The sequence below is a fragment of the Citrobacter sp. RHB20-C16 genome (assembly GCF_013890155.1).
GTDB classification, from domain to species: domain Bacteria; phylum Pseudomonadota; class Gammaproteobacteria; order Enterobacterales; family Enterobacteriaceae; genus Citrobacter_A; species Citrobacter_A amalonaticus.
The window spans coordinates 683,991-702,841 of record NZ_CP057630.1; the positions used below are offsets into that span (position 1 = coordinate 683,991).

The following is an 18,851-nucleotide window of genomic DNA, read 5'->3' on the forward strand; positions in this document are numbered from 1 at the left end:
TACCTGACCCATTACCTGACCCAAAATGGGCATCGGGTCAGGTAACGCTTATCCTTAGAAAGGTAACCTCATGGCCGCTAATCTTACCGAGACTGCTATACGTGGATTGAAGACAAAAAGTACGTCGTACTACGTGTGGAGCAACAGTGCTCAACGTGGTACTGGCAGGCTTGGCGTTAAGGTTCAGCCTTCAGGCAGCAAGGTTTTTTATTTCCGTTACTACGTTGAGAAAGGAAAGAAAGAAAAATTCATTCAGTTAGGCATCTGGCCTGAGATGAAACTGGTGACGGCTAACGAGCTGGCGAAAAAGTACGGAGCCTGGCTTGTTGAAGGAAAAGAGCCGCAGCAAGAGCTTGAGCAACAGCGCCTAGCCGAACAGCACATCATGCAGATCCATCGTTCTCAAGGATCGTTTGAAGAACTGGTGCATGGCTACGTTAACAAGATGAAGCTCGACAATAAGCGGACCTGGGCCGATGTCCTGAAGCGTCTTGAAAAAGAGTGCTACACGGTTATCTCTCGGGAAACCAAAGCGAAGGATGTAACACCTCTGCAGATCAAAACCATCCTCTCAGGCATTATCCAGCGTGATGCGGTGGTCCATGCGAACCGAATTCGTTCCTACCTGATGGCGGCATTCAACTACGGGCTTAAAGCCGATAACGATCCGATGAATACCAACGTGGGCATTACGTTCGGGCTTGAAGTTAATCCGGTATCGGCCATACCGAAGCAGTCCTCGGCGGAAAAAGTGGGTGATACATGGTTAACGCTGGAAGAGTTGCGTTTTGTCATGGAGCAGTTCGCAGAGGCCACCAACGTTGGGCCGCTGATGCAGCATCTAATCCGCTTCTGTGTTTATGCTGGCGGGCAGCGTCCGTTTGAAATGATTGCCAGCCAGTGGAGCGCGATTGACTGGCAGCAAAAGACGTTACTGGTTATAGCTGATGTATCGAAAAACAAGCGCGAGCATCTGATCCCGCTGACTGAATCGGCATTACAAGAATTAGCCTCAGTGAAAGAGCTGACTAAGGAAAGTAACAGTCCGTATATTTTCCCGCTATCAACCAACGGTGAGCGCCCGGTACGTACCGATAGCCTGGCCCGTTCCATCATGTATTTTCGGGCTTTTAATCCTGAGTTTAAAGTTTTCACGGCGCGAGATTTACGCCGGACCTGTAAAACGCTGATGGGGGAGGCGGGGATCAGTAAAGAGATCCGTGACCGCATTCAGAATCACGCTTTAAATGACGTCAGCTCGAAACACTATGACCGCTATGATTATCTGACTGAAAAGCGCAGGGCGCTTGAGATCTGGGAAGATCGGGTTAATAACTATCAACGGCAGCAGGAAAACAACGTTGTGAACTTGTTTGGACGGAGGTAAAAGTTTGTCAAAATCAGCAGAAGAGTGGTATCAGGTGGCTAGTTCTTGTTAATAAGTTGGGTAGTAGTTGACGAGAAGCAATAAGCGAAGTCTGGCTTGGGCTAATACAATTTAATGGAGGTTAGTAACTTTAAATGTGTTGATGGTTCCTATGATTCAGTAAGTTACGAATGGGAAGGGGCGTATATCTCACCCCCTTAGATTTCTCTTATGTGATGTAGACCCGTCAATCTGGTTATGTTTGGAAAAATAATGATGTTATTAATCAGTTAGTTAAGTATTGCTTTGGTGCTGTATTTAATATTCACTGTTATGAAGCCATGCGTGTTTTAATGCAGTGCTGAATTCTTTGCTCCCAAGCGTTTGAACTTCTTGGTCACGCATTTCACGCCATAGTTCGTCCCCAAGATCTTCATACGACTCATGAAGAAGTATTACCTCTTCCATAATATAATTTAATGCTTTTTTCCTGCTGCCGAGTAGCGAAGGATCTCCGTTGAGATTAAACACACGGATAGTTTCTTGTGCTTTTAATAATTTGGTGCCGGAGATATCTTTGGCTGGAACCACATGCCCTGTTGTCAGAAATAAAAGATAATCGTCAGGATTATCATCATCAGGTTTGATGAGGTGATCCGGATTGTAATTCCCTGCACCATTATCTTTGAAAATCCCGCAACGTTGCCAACCTCCTGTTTTTGAACTGTCGCCACAAGATCCGAATAAATTGCCCCATGCAAAGGTTAATGCGGGGAATTTCCCTCTGGGCCTAAAGTGTTCAATGTGCTTTCGATTGAGACTGCACTCGCAATATGCACAAAATTCACCTTGCATTTCCAACAGATGCGGCCAGATATTGCTTTGCTCAACAGACATCCAAGGATCGCGTCCTGCCCTAAACTGATGCAAATGCGCCGGGCCTGCGGTGCGATTGAGTGATTTCATCCTTAATTATCCTTCTCGCGTTTGGCTTTGTTGATTTTGTTCTTCATGCGGTGAAGGCGTATCAAGCTGTCTGCTTTTTTTAGTTCAGAACTATGCTGACCAAAATGAGAAATGATTTTGTTGTAAAGGCGACGTGATTCGGCACTCAACTCCTCACTATCATCAATAATTGATTTCTCAAAGTTACTGACAAGATAAGACTCTGCAATGTTCGGCGGGGTCGACAAAACTCCCATAACTTGCTCAAGAATTTCTGAGTTTTCACTTCCTTTGGTCTGAATTGGAGGTGAGTCAAGAAATAGTTCTCCACTTTCACTGTTTTGCTTGAACTCTCGAATACAGCGGATCTCAGTAGTGGATAACACTATTGGGCTATGAGTGGTGATGACAAACTGAATATTAGGGAATACGGTGCGTAAAACGATGATAACTTCTTGCTGCCATTTCGGATGAAGATGCAGTTCAATCTCATCAATTAAGACGATACCTCTGCCTTCAAGTGGATTTTTTAACAATGGATTAAGCATAATCATGCGCCGCGCGAGATCAGCTACCAGAGCCAGAAACACCCTCTGCCCATCAGATAGCTGTTCAATGGTGACATCCTGGAGATCGTTGGTAACTTTGATAATGTCCGCACCTGATGCGGTCTCAACCCAGATTCGGCTTATGCTGGGGACAACAGTGGTAATAGCTCTGGACACAATATCCATTTGGGCCGTCTCAGTTAGCATGTTAACCGATTGGAGAGATTCTTTTCTCATCTGAGCCGTAAGCAGTTTTTTTTGTGTTTCTTCTAAGAGTGGTACCATGGAAGTCAGCCCATTTTCCACTGACTGTTTCAGATGATTAACCTGCTCTTCAAGCAGTTCGATTGCCGATGCCCCTTGAGCTTCGGCTCTTTTGTGAAGATAGATGAACCATTCAACAAAATGATCGAAGCGTCCAGCGCCGGTCAAGGCGTGATTGTATGCATCGAAACGATCTTCTCGTTTTTCAATGCTCTCTTTTGCTGGCTTGCTAAAAGGATGCGATCGTTCAACAGAGTAGAGTGCAAAAATAGGAAGATTAACCATTCTCCTCTCATTGATAATCCGCCAGACATCAGCAACCTCCTTAGCAGGTTTGATGATGCTCTCTCTACGCTCAGATGCGCCAAGAGTTGAGCGTGAAAGTCTAATGGAAATGTTCTTAAGGCCTTTTCCAAAAAAGAAATTAGAACTGACATCCGAGAAATTGTTATCTGAATCGTTCCTGATATCCGAGTATTCGTTAAGCCTTTGTCCGCTGCTATCTTCTTTGAGGATATTTGCTGTGAACCAGCTTAGAGTTTTGGCAATAGCATAAAGAATACTGGTTTTACCCTGTCCATTATTACCGATGATAATGGTCAGGTCTTCTTCAAAGTTGATATCAAGTTGTGGAAATCGGCGGAAATCCGTAAATGACATTGAACGTAGGCAAAACTGATTTTCAGGATGATATATATCGAGGTTACCATCGTGGGCTGGTTGTTGTAGGTAATTCCAGCATAGCTCGAACCATTGGTCAGATTTATTATTTAGGTCATGAAGGTTATTATTTTTCTCTTGCTGATAAAGTTCAAAGGCGGAGAGTAAACTCCCACCTTTGGCTTTACGTTCCAGTTGTTTTGTCACAGATGCCTCCTTAAACGATCCATCGTTTCTGTTGAGTATTTATTGTTCATTCTGATAATAAACTCAGGCTCAATATGGTTCGCAAAAGCCAGTAGACCAACAAGATAGGCCTTGTCAGATTCATCTATCAATCCATATCGGTACTGGTTAATGAGATGCTTGATGAACCTCTTGCGTTCACGGCCTAAAGAAATTTTGCCTTCGTTATTAAGAGTGACGCCCGTAACATGGCGGTTATGTGCCATAGAGGAAAAAATGGTTTTTCCACGATTAAGCCTTAACTTTTTTTTGAAAAGCTTATTTAAAAGAGTTTCGATCATGGAAGGAATAGAGCCAAGTACATCTCGGACGTTACAAGAAAACGTCAGATCATCCGCATAACGTGTGTAGACAATATCCAAACTTCGACAGATTTCGTGTATGAGCTTGTCGAATTCATAAAGGCAAAAATTCGAGATAATTGGGGAAGAAGGCGCGCCAACGCTTAGCACCAACCGTGTACTGCGTTTTGTAGGCTTCCAGAAGAGAATTTGATCTACATAGCGTCTGTCTTCGGGTAGAAACAGTTGAACATCAACAGAAGACAACTCAACACATCGCCAGAAGATATCTGGGGTGATTGAATTAAAAAAGTCTTCTAGGTCTGTTTTGAGTAAATAGCGGTTATGCGCATGCGCTAGTGCGTTGTCACGGATGCTTTTACCTTTTTGATAGGCCATTGCGCATTCATGAATTGGAAAACGGTAAAGCTGGAGGAAGGCGCGTTGATACTCTTTAAGCGCCTTAGCGGGTTGCGCAATGATCCGGAATCCCGTAGTGCGTTTGGGAATCCTGTAGACCTTGTACTTACCTGATGCATCAGATAGATACGCTCTCACCTCTAACTCGCTCTGGTTTAACGAAGTAGCTATGCTGCTAATTACCGACATAATGTTACCTGTAAAAAAGCCCGGTAGGATATGTTCTGCCGGGCTCAACTCTTTACTAGAGGAAGCGAAAGTGTCGCAACCTGAGGGAGGAACGAGTGAGGGTTGCGACACTTTCGCAACCCTAAATACGTTCAATAAGTTAGAGTCTGGCTAATCACCCGACTAGACGTAAAACGTCCAACGCTAAAGAGTGGATCAAGCTTATCTCACAGAGACCTACTTAACAACATTGTTTAAGACAACACTTTCAACAAGTTAGTGAAAGCAAGTAGATAAGTAACCCAAGACATGCAATCACAATGCTAAATCCCCCCATTTTTTCCACATTCCACAGCATTGCCTCCACCATATCTTTTGGACAGTGCGTGATAGGCTAGCCATGAGAGCCTTATGGTGAGTTTGCCTGAAGTAGGAAATAGCTTTGGGATATGCACTATTGGGCAGGGATACTGTGTAACATCAACCTGACAAGGGGCTGCTTCTGGTTTGCCTCAGTTAATCGATCCATTCAGAGAAGATAACGGGCGTCTGTCTAGATTGCTCTGCGATGTGTTGTCGGTTCTAGCAGGGGAAGGGCTTACTGGATTACAGCTTATGGGATGAACACAGGGCGTTTTACTTCAAGGCAATTCAGGTGGGTGTCTCAGGCTATTACAGCTCTATGATGCAGCTGGTGAGGGACATCTTGCCAGACTAGCGGGCGAGGCCAACGGCTTTCGCCTGTGCCTGATTTTTTTTGAGTTGCTGCTCAATTTTTTGCACAGAAACACCGGTTTCTATCGCGGTTGAGCTGGCAACGGCGCGGTAGATTTGATTTTTCGTGATCTGGCTATGTGCTGTTTTTTTAGTCATGTGGAAAGCCTCATCGCATCACTGCTGATTCTAGTTGGGATAGGGACAGCTAGAAAGGCTGTTATCAGTTGGTCATTTACCAAAGGAATTTTGATTTATCTGGCTACCTATTAATCGAAATCACAGGATAGTTGTGATCGGTGAAATGCACGTGAACATTTATTTTTTAAGGAAAAAAATCATTGTTGTGCACTGGTTTGAGATGAGATAACGAGATGTATAATAGGCATTAAATGTTGACTGAGGGGTTACTGCATGGCAAGGCATTTTCGTCGTTTATCGGAACTGACATCCTTTTCTGAGGATGAGGACGATATGATTATTCAGCAATGGATAGATGGAAAGCTTCCTCTGTACGTTCACCTTGATGGTAGACATCCGGTATGTACTTTTAGACGTTGCATCTCCATCGATGAACATAAATACGCTATCAGCGATATAATGTATGGCCGCGATTTGTATCAATATCCAGATAGTCCCGAAGGCAAGTGGAGGCTGTTTGTGCCTGAAACACCTTTAGACTCGCACCTTAAAGTAACTCCTGAATTTCGTTATGGAGGCATGGTTTACGAGTATAAATATCGTGGAAAGGCACATGGTTATTGGCATGTTAAGCCATCCAATTCAGCCAGATTCTGTCGTGGTGATTTTTTGATTGCGGATGTTGGATTAAAAGATCTAAAACCAGATTCTCTAGGGGATGTTACCATTCATGCTCATCAAGAACGTGATTACCTTATTTTTCCTGAACCAACTTATATAAATCGAAAGTCATTATTTGTTGATGATGGAGATATTGTTAATTTTGTTCAGGTGCCAGAAGTTAGCAAGGATTTATTAATAAAACATGCAAGGAGTGAGAAGCCAGGCACGCTTTACAAAGTACCGTCGGAGCTTATTGCATTATATATATTGATGCAGGAATGTAGTTTGGATAAGTCCGGTGTACTGAGGCCGTCTATTGTAGCAAAACCTTTGTCGTCATTATTTGGTATTGATTTTGATATTGATACAGTAAAGGGATATGGTATTAGACCTGAGTTAGAAAGGGAAAAATCTTATCGAGTTAATGAAAAACAAAGGATGGCTATTTCATATCTTTTGATTGAACTTTGCAAGAAAAATGGAATTGATAGGTCTCCAAGATCGTTATGTGAGGAATTAAATTCACTCTCGCAATTAGAGCGCTATTCCTTGAGTTTTTCATTTAGCGAGTCGGAGATTGAGAAGTGGTTGGATATTTATCCAGCATGAATTTCCTGCGTTTAATTTCAAACAGTGGTCTTAATAAGACCACTCAACTCTAAATTAGAGCATTGCTCCTTTCCAGATACATTTCCTTGGCTCACTCTGACTCCATCGAAACCACAGGAGGCAATCATGCACAATTCTTTTACTCAACCCACACCTGAACAGCGTTTGCAGGCTTTGCAGAACTATGGTGAAGCTTCAGATCGGCTAGTTCGTGAGCAGGAGCGCCAGCGTATCACATCAGTGTCGCGTTCAACAGCATGGAAGCTTGAACGGGCAGGCCTGTTCCCTTTGCGAAAGTCGATTGGACCAAAATCTTGCGCCTGGTTGCTAAGTGATCTGCTGTGTTGGATCAATATTCGATAGTCAAAGGAGTTTTTATTTTTTCTTTAACAACCATGATTTCATCTTGCTATTTTCGCTATTAATAGCGGAATAGTTTCAAAGGTGAAAGAAATTAAACCCTAAATGAGACTGAGGTTTTCCATGCTGATTGGACGTCCATTTCCAGTGCAAGTACTGCCATTGATTATCAGAAATGCGGTTTATGAGGTAACTCAAAATACACAGGCACCATCTGCTTTAGTTGCTGCATCTGCCCTTGGTGCTATTTCCCTTGCCTGCCAAAACGGGATTGATGTTTGCAGGTTTAATCATTTGCGTAGTCCCGTATCCTTGTTTTTGCTGACACTGGCTGATTCTGGGGAAAGGAAAAGCAGTGTGGATAAAGCGCTGATGAAGCCGCTGTACGATCTGGAGGAGCAAAGATTTATACAATACATGAGGGATTATGCAGTTTGGGAAAATGACATGCAGGTGTTTAATACCCAAAAAAAGGCGTTAACATCAAAGTTGAAATCGGAGATCCATCGTAATCAAGATTCCTCTGTAACTGAAGCACAACTAAAAGCCCTTATGGAAAACCGTCCGGAAGAGCCGGTAAGGTACAAGCTGATGTTTAATGATGCCACTCCAGCTGCAATTAAAGATTTTCTCTGTGGGCAATGGCGGGCTATTGGCATAATGTCTGATGAAGCAGGTACTATATTTAATGGCCATACTCTAAATGAGTTACCTTTCACCAACAAAATGTGGGATGACTCAACATTTTCAGTGGAAAGGAAATGTAGCCCAGAAATATTCATTAAGGATGCCAGACTTACTCTGTCTTTAATGTTGCAACCTGTTGTTTTTAAAGCGTATCAGGAGCGTAAGGGGGATATGGCTAAAGGAATAGGTTTTTTTGCCCGCTGCCTGATCTGTCAGCCGGACTCAACTCAAGGTTACAGGCAAATTACCTGCCCAGTTACTTCAACTGAACATCTTCCAGTATTCCATCAACGATTGATGGAGGTCATCACCGAAAATCTGGTCCGACATGATGAAAATAAACGGGAGTGTCTAATTTTTTGTCCTGAAGCGGAACAACGAATGATTGAGTTTTATAATAAAGTAGAATCCGAGATGGGGATGCTTGGCTGTCTTTCGGACTTCAAAGACTATGCTTCTAAGGTCGCAGAGAATATGGCGAGAATGGCTGCCTTATTACACTATTTCGAGGGGCGTGGGGGGGATATTTCACTCATTGCCGTAGAAGCAGCCATACAGATAATTTCATGGTACGTGGATGAGTATTTAAGGCTTTTCTCACAACACCAGGAATTAACGCTTGTAGGCTCAGAGGCAAATGAACTTTACAGCTGGATAAAAGAATACTGCGTTAGAAACATGATCCCTTATCTCAGAAAAAATACGATATTACAGTATGGCCCTGGTCGCTTTAGAAACAGGGCAAGAGTGAACGAGTTGCTCAGCACACTTTACTCTCAGCGTAAGATACTGGCTGAGAAACGGGGTAAGACGATATTTATTCAACCTGTGGAGACAACTGATTTGGTTTGATCCTTGCTGATTATTGATAGGAATATTCTTTAGTTCTCGAAGATAATTGCAGAGTGACTTTTAACAGCCATCACAGGCTGGGGCTACCTTCGTTTTAAATTTAGGTGTTGGATAGGTATTATAATGGTTCAATATCCTTGCTACCTGTATTAACTAGTAAGGGAACTATCAGAACAGTATGTCTGTACTGATATCTGATGGCAGTATATACCCCTAACTCTGAGTGAGAAAAGCCTTGCCTGTGTGGCAATAACCAATACGGTCTGGAAAAGACCGTAGGACTAAACACATAGGAATACTAAGATGAAAACGTATAAAGGCTCACATGGGGATCACGTTCTGCAGTATTGGGTCAAGATTAACCAATTACTCTGTCGCTTGACTGACCGTTACCCCAGACTAACGGCGGTACGTGTCGATCTGCATTATCCGAAGATAGTCGATAACGGAGACAATATATGCTGTTTCCCTAATCTTGAACCAGGGGTGATATCTCGAATGCGTGAGTCCCTTAAAGCTAAATTGGAAGCTGACCGTATTCGTAAGAAGCGTGAAGGTAAGCGTATTTACCGTTGCCCTTTATTTATTATGTGGGCTAAAGAGTATTCCGAATCGGGTAAATGCCACTACCACATTTGCCTATTGTTCAACAAAGACGCTTACTACCACCTCGGGGACTACGAACGGGAAGACAACCTGAGAGGGATGATTACAGGTGCATGGTATAGCGCCCTAGCGTTGCAACGGGATGATTGCCCTGACCTGGTGACATTCCCTGATAACTGTCGCTACGTACTAGATAACGAAGACACTGGCTTCGAGGATCATTACCAGGCGCTGCTAACTCGATTGGACTACCTAACCAAAGTCGAATCGAAAGTGTTTGGTGAAGGGGATCGTAACTTCGGTTGCAGCCAAATCGATCTGTAACTACTTGTGGCCTTCTCTGCGTGGGAAGGCTTTTTTACATTTGAGATAAGTGGTATGTCACTAAATCGCACAAATCAATCCGATAGCTGTTTTCCGCCTACACCTACCGAAAAATAAGCGAAGTAGTATATTTACGTGCCTACTCAGGTAATTCACTCATATCGTCTAACGCTCTGCCAGTGTCTGAATATCCCTGCTGACACATTTATTTTCGATAACGAATACGGTCTTCAATCTTATGGATCGCGTTAAGTGCTTCATGACCTAGTTCCTCTTCGTCGCAAAGACTGCGTAAACGTCCTAGGTCATCGGCGTCACCAAACTGCCCAATCACTTGAATGGAAAAGGAAGCTATGCGCGCCTGATCATTCATTAACCCGTGTTCGTGGTACGTCTTCTGCGACCCATGGTTGGTCAATGCATCGCGGCAGATAGCTAGGGCTGTTTTCGGATAGCGCGCTGCAACGTTAATTCTTGTACCATCCGTAGACAACATTCGAGATGTTGAAGACCACAGTGCTCCGGCACTTGCCGAAGAGGAGTAATCCAGTAATGTAGTCCGTGCACCGAGAGTCTGAGGTGAAGACTCGAGTTCGCAAATGTTTAACCGGCAAGCCCAGTAAGCTAATTCCCCGCAGGCCCGCATAGTTTCATCAACATCGATAGTCGATGTCACAGTGGCAGGAAGTGGGAGGTCTAAAATCCCCATCGCTTCGTGTGCTGCGAAAAACACCTCGATTGTATCTTGTGGCACAACCGACTTTTTGGCTGGCAGCCTAAGCCAAGGTTCAATAGCCTCAGAAACTGATGAGTCACCGAAATCTGCGAGCTGACGAATCAGAATATCGACAAACGAAACATACTCGGTGCTTGCCCCTTTGAGTGCCTTGAAAAGGAACTGCCGCTTCTGAGCGCTGGCGAGATTATTTATCTCTTCCCAATAAATGCCGTCATACGGATGATCAAATTGTCGAGAGAAGATATTCCATGCTTCGGTATCGGCCTGCGGTCCCGTCTCGGAGCACACACTTTCGATCTCCTCTAAGACCACCGTTCTGTAGTTTTCTTCTTCGGTTTCTAATCCACCTAAACCCTTCAGTGCATCAAAAATCATGGAATTCATAAACACGCCCAATTTGTCCATGGAGTCCTCAAGCGCCGCGATCATCTTTGCTTTTACGGCATCATCCACATTTCTCAAGTGTACACAAAAGTCCAGCGTGTCTAGCTGAAGGTGGTAGGGCAAGCTCTGCAGTCTCTCAAGAAGATTCAGCACACATGGCGCTGCCCACGGAGCGTACTTCGTGAACTTGGTGATTCCGAGAAGGACGTAGAATTCGCTATGTGTGCTCGCTTCCTTCCATGATTTTTTCAGAGCTTCACCAAATTCGCTCCCTGGACTATGGCGAAAACTTAGGCCACCACTATGGACGAAGGACACAAGCTGCGAAAGCGCGATCTTACGATTGAACACATAGGCTTGGCTAAATGTCTCGTGCAGAAGTGGTACCTTTTTGGCCCTTGCTTCCTTATAAAGCTCCCGATTGGCTTCGGCAATTTTTCCTTCCATGACGCGACATGCCGTCATGATTTGTTCTAAATGGACCCCCTGCATTAGAAGCCAGCCAATAGCAGGAAGAAAAACTTCAAACTTCGAGAGGGTTGGCCGATGATAGGCAGTTTCAATCGAACAGCTATGCCATCCCTCGCCATTGATCAGGAAGCGCAGTTCAGAAGTCTCTGCGACCATTTCGGCGAGTAGCACGTCAAACTTTGCTTTGACGGTACGTCTTGCGGCTTCTCCACACTCTCCTCGGACGCAAGACTCCAGGATGCCCTTATCAGTGGTTTTTTCCAAAATATCCTTTAGTGTCGAATCGTCCTCCACCGCACCGAGAATAAGAGCCTTAGAGCCATGAAACCGTGGAGATCGCAGAATAGCTTGTATTCGCTCAGAATCTTTACGCGCTACCCGGATTACAGATTCCGCCATGAAGAAATAGAAAAACATTTCATGAGAGAAGCTAAGTCTGTCACCACGCTGTGACACAAGCCGCGACTCAAGGATCGCGTACCGTGCCGCGTCAGTCACACTTGCCGCATCGCAAAATCTGTCAAACTCTCGAATGGACACACTAAATGCAGTTTGAGAGATCAGTTCTTCTGCAAACCCGGAAAGAGCGCGAATTCCCGCCGTTGCGAAGTTGCCGAGGCGCATGCGAGTAACCGTGTCGAATAGAACGAACGTACTTGCCCCAGCGGGCAGTGAAGCTGCTGCCTGCCCAATGAGTTCAGCTTCAAGCCCAGAGAGTGCTATTTCAAGGAGAGACTGGCAGTTTGTGAAGTTTTCATCTTCTTTGCTAAGTTTTGCGAGCTGTGACTTCAATGCGGATTGCGGCGGGCTGACAAGAGCCTCTTTTACTGACAGAAGCTCTTGCCTGGCCATGATGCCTTGTGAGGTAATCACAAGGCCTGCACCATAGCGTAGTGAAAATACTTGAAGGCTTCGCGTTAAAGTAATTCGCAAATGCTCTGGGCATTCGTTATAGCCGTCGAGAAACAGTACAATATGCTTTAAAAGGAGACGACTTGCTCTTAATATATCGCGCACGGAAGCACCGAGTAGTCTAAGCTCGGCATCAATTATTTTCTGAAGCTTGCCCTCGAAGTCTTTGCCTTGGATGTGGATAGGCAGCACACCAGCCTGCATACATTCTGTGGCGATACGCGCACTTAGCAAGGACTTTCCACATCCTGACGGTCCCCTGATCAGAAGTGCAGATTGCGACGACAGAGCCATCTCAAGAATCTTAGATGCCGAGATCAGTTTGTCATCAAGGAGGTATTGGTCCTCTACCAGTCGTGCACCAGTTGGCCCATGATACTCCAAGAAAGCGGATTTATAACTCGACACTGTTTGCTCCGATATGAGCACAGTTTCATGAATTGCTGCATCTCTTTCCGATATGCGTTCAAGGCTCAAATGGGCTGCGAGCGCTTGGCATTGCACTTCATTTAGTAAGGCTCCTGACCTTGAACTGAGAGAAATCTTGATCGCATCCAGTCCGCCAGTGACTACCTTGAAATCACTCGGTGGCAATGAGGAGCCTGAAGGAATCACAGGTGTAATGGCCAGCAAAGCATTGGGATAGCCGGTAAGATCGCTGAATAGCGCGGCCATCGCGTCACGCAACGCATTCTTGGCGCCTAGGGCTTGAGTGTACCCGTTGCGTAGCTGTCGACTGCCATACGCTCCGGCCTGGGTCCAACGGCCGTTGACACTGCCTTTGATGGGTTGTGTATATCCCTTGGCTTCAATAACAAGCGTAGTTGTGGCGGAAAAGACCGCAACATCAACCTGACGACCGTTAACGTTGAAATTGGCGAATATGTAGGCCCACTCGGAGCCCTTTTCTAAAGCATCGCAAACGGTGACCAAAACATCGCGATCCGAGGCGTGTTCTATACGCTCTCCGATAAATAGCCGAACTCTGTTCACATTGCGACGTGCTGTGCTCATCAGGTTGAATTATCCTTACGACGCGCCAAATATCAACACAGCACCCCACTCACCCCGACCATTAATTCCGCTTCTTTAAATTCAGGTGGCATTCTTTCCATTAGATGCCTGCCGAAGTTGGAGAGGGGCGCATACCTTAGCGTTCCAAGCTACCATATTCCCTCTCAAATTTCTCAGTTGCTGAATCTGGCCGCCATTAAGTTAACTGATAATCATCCTTTTCACAGAACTACCAAGTTCTAGACAGCTTGTGCCTCGGCCTGATTTTCGCGAGGCGCTGTTCGGTACAGAATCCTGGTGCCCGGGCAACAAAGTGGCCAAACTGCTGCCATGGAACGTGGTTCTCATCGATAAATGATTGCCATTACGGTGCTCACGTAACGCTTAATTTTGATAATTACTCCAAATAATTTTAGATAGATATCATCACTGTGAATCCTCCCGCATCCTTACCGGATTGCGGGGCTCGTTATTTTTCACGCTGAGATCTCCATATGCAAAAATCTGATGGTCTTCAGGCCTTTGAGCAACCCCTGGCTTCATTGCCAGACCCGCTTCGCAAACTTATCCTTGTACGTCTTCGCAGTCTCACTCAGTACGAGCCGGTAATCGGCATCATGGGAAAAACCGGATCGGGTAAGTCGTCGCTCTGTAATGCCCTGTTCCAGGGAGAGGTAACACCTGTGAGCAATGTTGAAGCCTGCACTCGCGACGTGCTGCGCTTCCGGCTCCGCAATGGCGATCACAGCCTGATGATTGTTGATTTACCTGGTGTGGGTGAAAGCGAACAACGTGATGACGAATACGCCGCACTGTATCGTCGCATCCTGCCGGAACTGGATTTGGTACTGTGGGTTATCAAAGTCGATGATCGCGCTCTGTCGGTGGATGAGCATTTTTATCGAGAGATCATGCTGGCGTATCAGCAGAGAGTTCTGTTTGTGGTAAATCAGGTTGACAAGGCCGAGCCCTGCCATCAGTGGAATACCACCAGCAATACACCATCTCATAGCCAACAGTCGACAATTGAGGCCAAGCGGAGCGCTGTACAGCGGCTCTTCCTGCCGCACCATCCAGTCTGTGTTGTATCGGCCCGAACTGGATGGGGGCTGGATGCGATGGTAGAGGCGATGATGCGTAGTCTGCCTGATCGGGCCGCCAGCCCATTGACAACACAACTGCATGGAAGGCTCTGCACCGAGCCGGTAAAAAAGCTGGCACGTGAGCGCTTTGGTCATGCCGTAGATGAAGTGATTGGCAATGTAGAGTCATCATCTTTTCTGCCAGCGCCTGTAAGGGCTGTGATTCGAACCGTGCGGGAAGCCGTGGTGACCGTTGCCCGTTCCGTCTGGGACTGGATTTTCTTCTGAAAAACCGCGTATAGCGGACACTTCCTGTCCTTTTCGTGCTCAATTAATGAGCGATCAATGCACCTTCAACGCGTAAAGGCGCATTACAGCTGTAATCCTCGCACTGAAAAAATACGCCTTCCCATGTCCATACCCTGTCCGACCCCTTCGTTACACTAATCACTTAATTTTCAGCCTGTTAACAGGATGGAGAAAATCTAATGTCCCAGACTGAGCGTCGCCATGAGCGACTGGCGGTTCGGCTGTCCCTCATTATCAGCCGCCTTGTTGCTGGCGAAACACTGGATATGGGCCTTCTTGCCGCAGAGTTTGGTGTATCGCTCCGTACCCTCCGCCGGGATTTTCGTGAGCGACTGATGTACTTGGACCTGGAATATCGCGACGGCACCTGTCGTCTGCTTTCAGGTAGCCATCAGCGCGAACTGGCGGTGCTGACTTTTGCTCGTCAGTCAGGTGTGGAGGCCTTGTTTCCTGACATGGATAACCACATGGTCAGCTCATTGCTGAGTGGGCCCGGTGAGTCTCCGTGCCTCATATGGGCAGAATCGGAGTCATTGTCGCCGCCCAGGCCAGGCATATTTACACGCCTTGTCAGGGCTATATCAGATCATCGTCGCGTGACGCTGCTGGCTGAAGGTTGTCGTTGCTCAGGGCTTGCACCATACCGCCTCGTACTCTGCGGCGGGCATTGGTATCTGACTGGAGAGCATCATCATCGCGTGGCAGTGTTTCCTCTGAACGATATCCATGCGGTTACCTTGCACCCGGAACTGTTCGTACCCGACCTTCAGATTCGTAATGTTCTCGCCGAACCGGAATTACTCAGAGCCCTTCCCCATTTTCACGTTTTTCATTCACTGCTCGCCAGAACTGGCGACGGTCTTTTACCTCATAAGGAATCATGATGAAGAAATTACTGACCACAACGGCACTGGCCGTCAGTCTCTGCGCTGGCGCTGCCTTTCCGACTTTTGCCGAAACTGTCGTGGGTACCGTCAAATTCTGGCAGTACATGCAGGCGGATGGCTGGAAATCGGCCGATGGCATGGATAACGACACGCTAAACAATACGCTCTATCAGGCCAGTGTGATTGGCAATTATCCCTGGACCAGGCAATTCCTGCTGCGTCAGCGTGGTGGTGGTGCTTATTTTCTCGCCGACAAGAAAACACATACCGTGCGCAAGCTGAATCTGAAACCTGCCAGCGGTTATTATTCCGACCTGACATCGGTCTATCAGGGTGAAGACCAGGGGAAAGGGTGTTACTTCACTATCATCGACACCCAGTATCAGCTGGAGCTGGCTGACGAACCTCACAGCAATCAGGTACTTGCTGCATTCCCGGAAAACTGTGTCAACAAACAGCAGCAGGCTGCCCTGGCGGCGAAGCGTTCTGCCTCAGAGCAGAAACTGCAGCAGTGGGTAGCCCAACAGAGTCTGGCTGAGTTGTGCCGACGAACTGGCAACTGCTGAAGCAACGGAACGGACGAATAATAAGGAATCTGCACCATGAAGAAATTGTATCGACCTGTTCTCACCGCTTTGTTGGTTATCGGTGCTATGGGGGTTTCTGGCTGCGACCGCAAGGAAGATGCGGGTGTGAAAACGATAGCCAGTTTTAAGGACCTGACTCCGCCACCGTTCAGCAAGGTGGTCTCGCATAAATCCGATATTGTCCAGGAATGGGTAAAGAAGGATGCTTTCGGCACACCGCAATATACGGTGATGAAAACCAACCAGTCGCCGGAAGGCTGTGAGTCAGGCAATTATTACTACATTGCGGATATGCAGCAGAAAACGGTGCAGCCTCTGATTGCTGCCCTGTGTCTTGCGGACAATATCACCCTGAGCTTCAGGATTGAAACCGACAGCTACACGGGTGAAAAATCGGTGGTGTATTCACACGATGGCAAGGAAATGGGGAAACTCTATCTGCCGGAGAATCAGGAGAAAAATCCATGAAGAAGCTGAAAGGCGTTATCTCAGTTTTCGCTCTAAGCCTTTGTCTGCTTTCACCGGCTCAGGCCGAAGAACAGCGTTACATCAGTATCCGCAACACAGACATGGTCTGGGTGCCGGGCAATGTCTGCGTGTGGCAGTTTCGTCTGGATAACGGCGGAAGTGGTGAGGGGTTCGGGCCTCTGACACTCTCCCTGCGCCTGAAAGATAAAGGGGGGAACACACTGGCGATGGGGAATATGGCGGTGGCTGCATTTGGCGACAGCGATGCCACTCGCTCTCAGGAAGCCTCGCTGGAGAACGAATGCGTGGAAAGCGTCAACTCCGTCGAAATCATGAAGGCAACGGAAGAGCGTAATGGTTACCAGATTGACTTGCCATTGTCCGTTTTCGACCCGCAGTATTACCAACCGCTGCAAGTCACGGTTGTCGGTGGTAAAGCATCTTAACCGATTCGTTACCCGTTTGATTCAGCCCCTGTCGCTTATGCCACAGGGGCTTTTTGTTTTAAGGTGCCTGCATGCCTGAACTCACTGAACTGCCTGATGGATCGTTTACGCGCCAGCAGGCAGAGGTGGTTGCGGCTCAATATTCCAACGTTGCGATAGAGGACGACCAGGGTACGCATTTCCGTCTGGTTATCCGTCATGAGCGTTGCATGATCTGGCGAGCCTGGAACTTTGAGCCGGATGACGGTTACTGGCTGAACCGGTATATCGATCGTTATGGCCTCCGCAAATTCCCTGCATAACTGCCACCAGCGCATCACTGTTATAAACAAAGTCAGGCCACACCTCCCTCGGGAAGTGTGGCCTTTTGTATTTTGTCGACTGTATAAGGAGTTACCCATGCGATTAGCCAGCCGCTTTGGCCGTATTAATCAGATACGCCGTGATCGGCCTTTAACCCATGAAGAACTAATGAGTCATGTGCCCAGCGTATTCGGGAGTGACAAGCATGAGTCTCGTTCAGACCGTTACACCTACATCCCTACTATTACCATCCTCGAAAGCCTGCAGCGTGAAGGCTTTGAGCCGTTCTTTGCCTGCCAGACGAAGGTCCGTGACCAGAGCAAGCGGGAGCATACCAAGCATATGCTGCGTCTGCGTCGAGCCGGGCAACTTACCGGGCATCAGGTACCGGAAATCATCCTGCTCAACAGCCATGACGGCTCCTCGAGCTACCAGATGCTGCCGGGACTATTTCGCGGCGTCTGTACCAACGGCCTGGTCTGCGGCCAGTCATTCGGAGAAGTGCGGGTACCGCATAAAGGTAATGTCATCGAGAAGGTGATTGAAGGGGCTTACGAAGTGCTTGGGGTCTTTGACCAAGTGGATGAGAAACGAGATGCAATGCAGTCTCTGGCGCTACCTGTACCCGCCCGTCACGCACTGGCGAATGCTGCACTGAAGTATCGATTTGGTGAGGACCACCAGCCGGTCACGGTATCGCAGTTGCTGACTCCGCGTCGTCGGGAGGACTACAGCGATGACCTGTGGACCGTATACCAGCGCGTGCAGGAGAACCTGATGAAAGGTGGTCTGTCAGGGCGAACCGCACAGGGGAAAAACAGCCGCACGCGTGCTGTTACCGGTATTGATGGCGATGTGAAGCTCAATCGTGCCCTGTGGGTTATGGCAGAAAACATGCTCGAGTTTTTCGGGCGTTAAGCAACCGTTCCGGCATAAGGAGATAGTTAAATGAATACACAAAACCTTGAGTTTGCTGAGCAGGAAGCAATTACTGCCTCAGTGGTCCCAGACGAGTTACGTATCGGCTTCTGGCCGCAGCACTTTGGCTCCATCCCGCAATGGATAACCCTTGAACCTCGCATTTTCGCCTGGATGGATCGCTTCTGTGACGAGTACTGCGGTGGAATCTGGTCCTTTTACACGCTCAGTAATGGCGGTGCGTTTATGGCCCCTGATGCTGACGGTGACGATAAATGGCATCTGTTCAACGGCATGAACGGCAATGGTGCGGAAATAAGCGGAGAGGCTGCCGGTATTGCGCTCTGCCTGATGGCATATAGCCACCATGCCTGTCGCACTGAATGCGATGGCATGACGGATCACTATTACCGCCTGCGGGATTACGCTCTGCAGCACCCTGAATCCCACGCCATTTTGCGCATTATTGATTAAGGA

18 protein-coding genes and 1 pseudogene are annotated in these 18,851 nt (G+C 47.1%); 14 read left to right on the plus strand and 5 right to left on the minus strand.

Annotation, left to right across the window (positions count from 1 at the left end; genetic code table 11):
* Positions 1-70: 70 nt before the first annotated feature.
* A complete protein-coding gene (locus tag HVX64_RS03320; RefSeq protein WP_181825231.1) occupies positions 71-1,387 on the plus strand; it encodes a site-specific integrase in 1,317 nt (438 codons plus the stop codon).
* Between the two features lie 297 nt (positions 1,388-1,684).
* Here the strand turns inward: HVX64_RS03320 and ptuB are convergent, their stop codons facing one another.
* From ptuB to HVX64_RS03335, 3 genes are read right to left on the minus strand one after another with little or no spacing between them, the layout of a single operon-like run.
* Positions 1,685-2,332, minus strand: a complete 648-nt coding sequence (ptuB, locus tag HVX64_RS03325) for a retron Ec78 anti-phage system effector HNH endonuclease PtuB (RefSeq protein WP_181825232.1) — start codon at positions 2,330-2,332, stop codon at positions 1,685-1,687.
* Between the two features lie 2 nt (positions 2,333-2,334).
* Entirely contained in the window at positions 2,335-3,990 is a 1,656-nt protein-coding gene (gene ptuA, locus HVX64_RS03330; RefSeq protein ID WP_181825233.1) for a retron Ec78 anti-phage system effector ATPase PtuA, read from the minus strand.
* On the minus strand, positions 3,987-4,919 hold the full coding sequence (locus HVX64_RS03335; RefSeq protein ID WP_057950972.1) for a retron St85 family RNA-directed DNA polymerase: 933 nt from the start codon (positions 4,917-4,919) through the stop codon (positions 3,987-3,989). Before HVX64_RS03335 ends, ptuA begins: the two co-directional genes overlap by 4 nt.
* A gap of 495 nt (positions 4,920-5,414) precedes the next feature.
* On the opposite strand from HVX64_RS03335, the pseudogene HVX64_RS24045 reads away from it, so the two are divergent.
* Positions 5,415-5,616: pseudogene (locus HVX64_RS24045) on the plus strand (cell filamentation protein Fic); the annotation flags it as partial.
* On the opposite strand, the gene HVX64_RS03340 reads toward HVX64_RS24045, so the two are convergent.
* Entirely contained in the window at positions 5,613-5,771 is a 159-nt protein-coding gene (locus HVX64_RS03340; RefSeq protein ID WP_100154784.1) for a hypothetical protein, read from the minus strand. The pseudogene HVX64_RS24045 and the gene HVX64_RS03340 sit on opposite strands and share 4 nt — an antisense overlap.
* 255 nt (positions 5,772-6,026) lie before the next feature.
* On the opposite strand from HVX64_RS03340, the gene HVX64_RS03345 reads away from it, so the two are divergent.
* The 4 genes from HVX64_RS03345 (at position 6,027) to HVX64_RS03360 (ending at position 9,854) form a co-directional block, all read left to right on the plus strand.
* On the plus strand, positions 6,027-7,025 hold the full coding sequence (locus tag HVX64_RS03345) for a hypothetical protein (RefSeq protein WP_181825234.1): 999 nt from the start codon (positions 6,027-6,029) through the stop codon (positions 7,023-7,025).
* A 126-nt stretch (positions 7,026-7,151) separates the two neighbouring features.
* Positions 7,152-7,388, plus strand: a complete 237-nt coding sequence (locus tag HVX64_RS03350; RefSeq protein WP_065696798.1) for an AlpA family phage regulatory protein — start codon at positions 7,152-7,154, stop codon at positions 7,386-7,388.
* A gap of 120 nt (positions 7,389-7,508) precedes the next feature.
* On the plus strand, positions 7,509-8,924 hold the full coding sequence (locus tag HVX64_RS03355; protein ID WP_181825235.1) for a YfjI family protein: 1,416 nt from the start codon (positions 7,509-7,511) through the stop codon (positions 8,922-8,924).
* Between the two features lie 303 nt (positions 8,925-9,227).
* Positions 9,228-9,854 (plus strand): inovirus Gp2 family protein, encoded by a 627-nt coding sequence (locus HVX64_RS03360; protein ID WP_057950970.1) that lies wholly within the window; start codon positions 9,228-9,230, stop codon positions 9,852-9,854.
* Between the two features lie 205 nt (positions 9,855-10,059).
* Here HVX64_RS03360 and HVX64_RS03365 read toward each other — a convergent pair whose 3' ends face one another.
* Complete coding sequence (locus HVX64_RS03365) at positions 10,060-13,374, minus strand: NERD domain-containing protein (RefSeq protein ID WP_181825236.1); 3,315 nt, start codon at positions 13,372-13,374, stop codon at positions 10,060-10,062.
* A 494-nt stretch (positions 13,375-13,868) separates the two neighbouring features.
* On the opposite strand from HVX64_RS03365, the gene HVX64_RS03370 reads away from it, so the two are divergent.
* The 8 genes from HVX64_RS03370 to HVX64_RS03405 all read left to right on the plus strand — a co-directional run bounded on the left by HVX64_RS03370 (position 13,869) and on the right by HVX64_RS03405 (position 18,848).
* Entirely contained in the window at positions 13,869-14,744 is an 876-nt protein-coding gene (locus HVX64_RS03370) for a GTPase family protein (protein ID WP_181825237.1), read from the plus strand.
* Between the two features lie 200 nt (positions 14,745-14,944).
* Entirely contained in the window at positions 14,945-15,649 is a 705-nt protein-coding gene (locus HVX64_RS03375; RefSeq protein ID WP_047666967.1) for a WYL domain-containing protein, read from the plus strand.
* A complete protein-coding gene (locus tag HVX64_RS03380) occupies positions 15,649-16,218 on the plus strand; it encodes a hypothetical protein (RefSeq protein WP_181825418.1) in 570 nt (189 codons plus the stop codon). The genes HVX64_RS03375 and HVX64_RS03380 overlap by 1 nt, the downstream gene beginning before the upstream one ends.
* A 36-nt stretch (positions 16,219-16,254) precedes the next feature.
* On the plus strand, positions 16,255-16,707 hold the full coding sequence (locus HVX64_RS03385; RefSeq protein WP_181825238.1) for a YfjS/YafY family lipoprotein: 453 nt from the start codon (positions 16,255-16,257) through the stop codon (positions 16,705-16,707).
* Positions 16,704-17,153, plus strand: a complete 450-nt coding sequence (locus HVX64_RS03390) for an IrmA family protein (RefSeq protein ID WP_181825239.1) — start codon at positions 16,704-16,706, stop codon at positions 17,151-17,153. Before HVX64_RS03385 ends, HVX64_RS03390 begins: the two co-directional genes overlap by 4 nt.
* A 71-nt stretch (positions 17,154-17,224) precedes the next feature.
* The gene (locus HVX64_RS03395; RefSeq protein WP_181825240.1) at positions 17,225-17,455 is read left to right on the plus strand and encodes a DUF905 domain-containing protein; all 231 of its coding nucleotides are present in this window, start codon (positions 17,225-17,227) and stop codon (positions 17,453-17,455) included.
* Between the two features lie 97 nt (positions 17,456-17,552).
* The gene (locus HVX64_RS03400; RefSeq protein ID WP_181825241.1) at positions 17,553-18,374 is read left to right on the plus strand and encodes a DUF932 domain-containing protein; all 822 of its coding nucleotides are present in this window, start codon (positions 17,553-17,555) and stop codon (positions 18,372-18,374) included.
* Positions 18,375-18,404: 30 nt separating this feature from the next.
* Positions 18,405-18,848 carry an antirestriction protein gene (locus tag HVX64_RS03405; protein WP_181825242.1) on the plus strand — a complete coding sequence of 148 codons (444 nt, stop codon included), beginning with the start codon at positions 18,405-18,407 and terminating at the stop codon, positions 18,846-18,848.
* Positions 18,849-18,851: the final 3 nt, after the last annotated feature.

Bases quoted from the DNA above. Each gene is read 5' to 3' on its own strand.
- HVX64_RS03320 (WP_181825231.1), top strand. From the start codon at position 71: ATGGCCGCTAATCTTACCGAGACTGCTATACGTGGATTGAAGACAAAA.
- ptuB (WP_181825232.1), bottom strand. From the start codon at position 2,332: ATGAAATCACTCAATCGCACCGCAGGCCCGGCGCATTTGCATCAGTTT.
- HVX64_RS03335 (WP_057950972.1), bottom strand. From the start codon at position 4,919: ATGTCGGTAATTAGCAGCATAGCTACTTCGTTAAACCAGAGCGAGTTA.
- HVX64_RS03340 (WP_100154784.1), bottom strand. From the start codon at position 5,771: ATGACTAAAAAAACAGCACATAGCCAGATCACGAAAAATCAAATCTAC.
- HVX64_RS03345 (WP_181825234.1), top strand. From the start codon at position 6,027: ATGGCAAGGCATTTTCGTCGTTTATCGGAACTGACATCCTTTTCTGAG.
- HVX64_RS03350 (WP_065696798.1), top strand. From the start codon at position 7,152: ATGCACAATTCTTTTACTCAACCCACACCTGAACAGCGTTTGCAGGCT.
- HVX64_RS03355 (WP_181825235.1), top strand. From the start codon at position 7,509: ATGCTGATTGGACGTCCATTTCCAGTGCAAGTACTGCCATTGATTATC.
- HVX64_RS03360 (WP_057950970.1), top strand. From the start codon at position 9,228: ATGAAAACGTATAAAGGCTCACATGGGGATCACGTTCTGCAGTATTGG.
- HVX64_RS03365 (WP_181825236.1), bottom strand. From the start codon at position 13,374: ATGAGCACAGCACGTCGCAATGTGAACAGAGTTCGGCTATTTATCGGA.
- HVX64_RS03370 (WP_181825237.1), top strand. From the start codon at position 13,869: ATGCAAAAATCTGATGGTCTTCAGGCCTTTGAGCAACCCCTGGCTTCA.
- HVX64_RS03375 (WP_047666967.1), top strand. From the start codon at position 14,945: ATGTCCCAGACTGAGCGTCGCCATGAGCGACTGGCGGTTCGGCTGTCC.
- HVX64_RS03380 (WP_181825418.1), top strand. From the start codon at position 15,649: ATGAAGAAATTACTGACCACAACGGCACTGGCCGTCAGTCTCTGCGCT.
- HVX64_RS03385 (WP_181825238.1), top strand. From the start codon at position 16,255: ATGAAGAAATTGTATCGACCTGTTCTCACCGCTTTGTTGGTTATCGGT.
- HVX64_RS03390 (WP_181825239.1), top strand. From the start codon at position 16,704: ATGAAGAAGCTGAAAGGCGTTATCTCAGTTTTCGCTCTAAGCCTTTGT.
- HVX64_RS03395 (WP_181825240.1), top strand. From the start codon at position 17,225: ATGCCTGAACTCACTGAACTGCCTGATGGATCGTTTACGCGCCAGCAG.
- HVX64_RS03400 (WP_181825241.1), top strand. From the start codon at position 17,553: ATGCGATTAGCCAGCCGCTTTGGCCGTATTAATCAGATACGCCGTGAT.
- HVX64_RS03405 (WP_181825242.1), top strand. From the start codon at position 18,405: ATGAATACACAAAACCTTGAGTTTGCTGAGCAGGAAGCAATTACTGCC.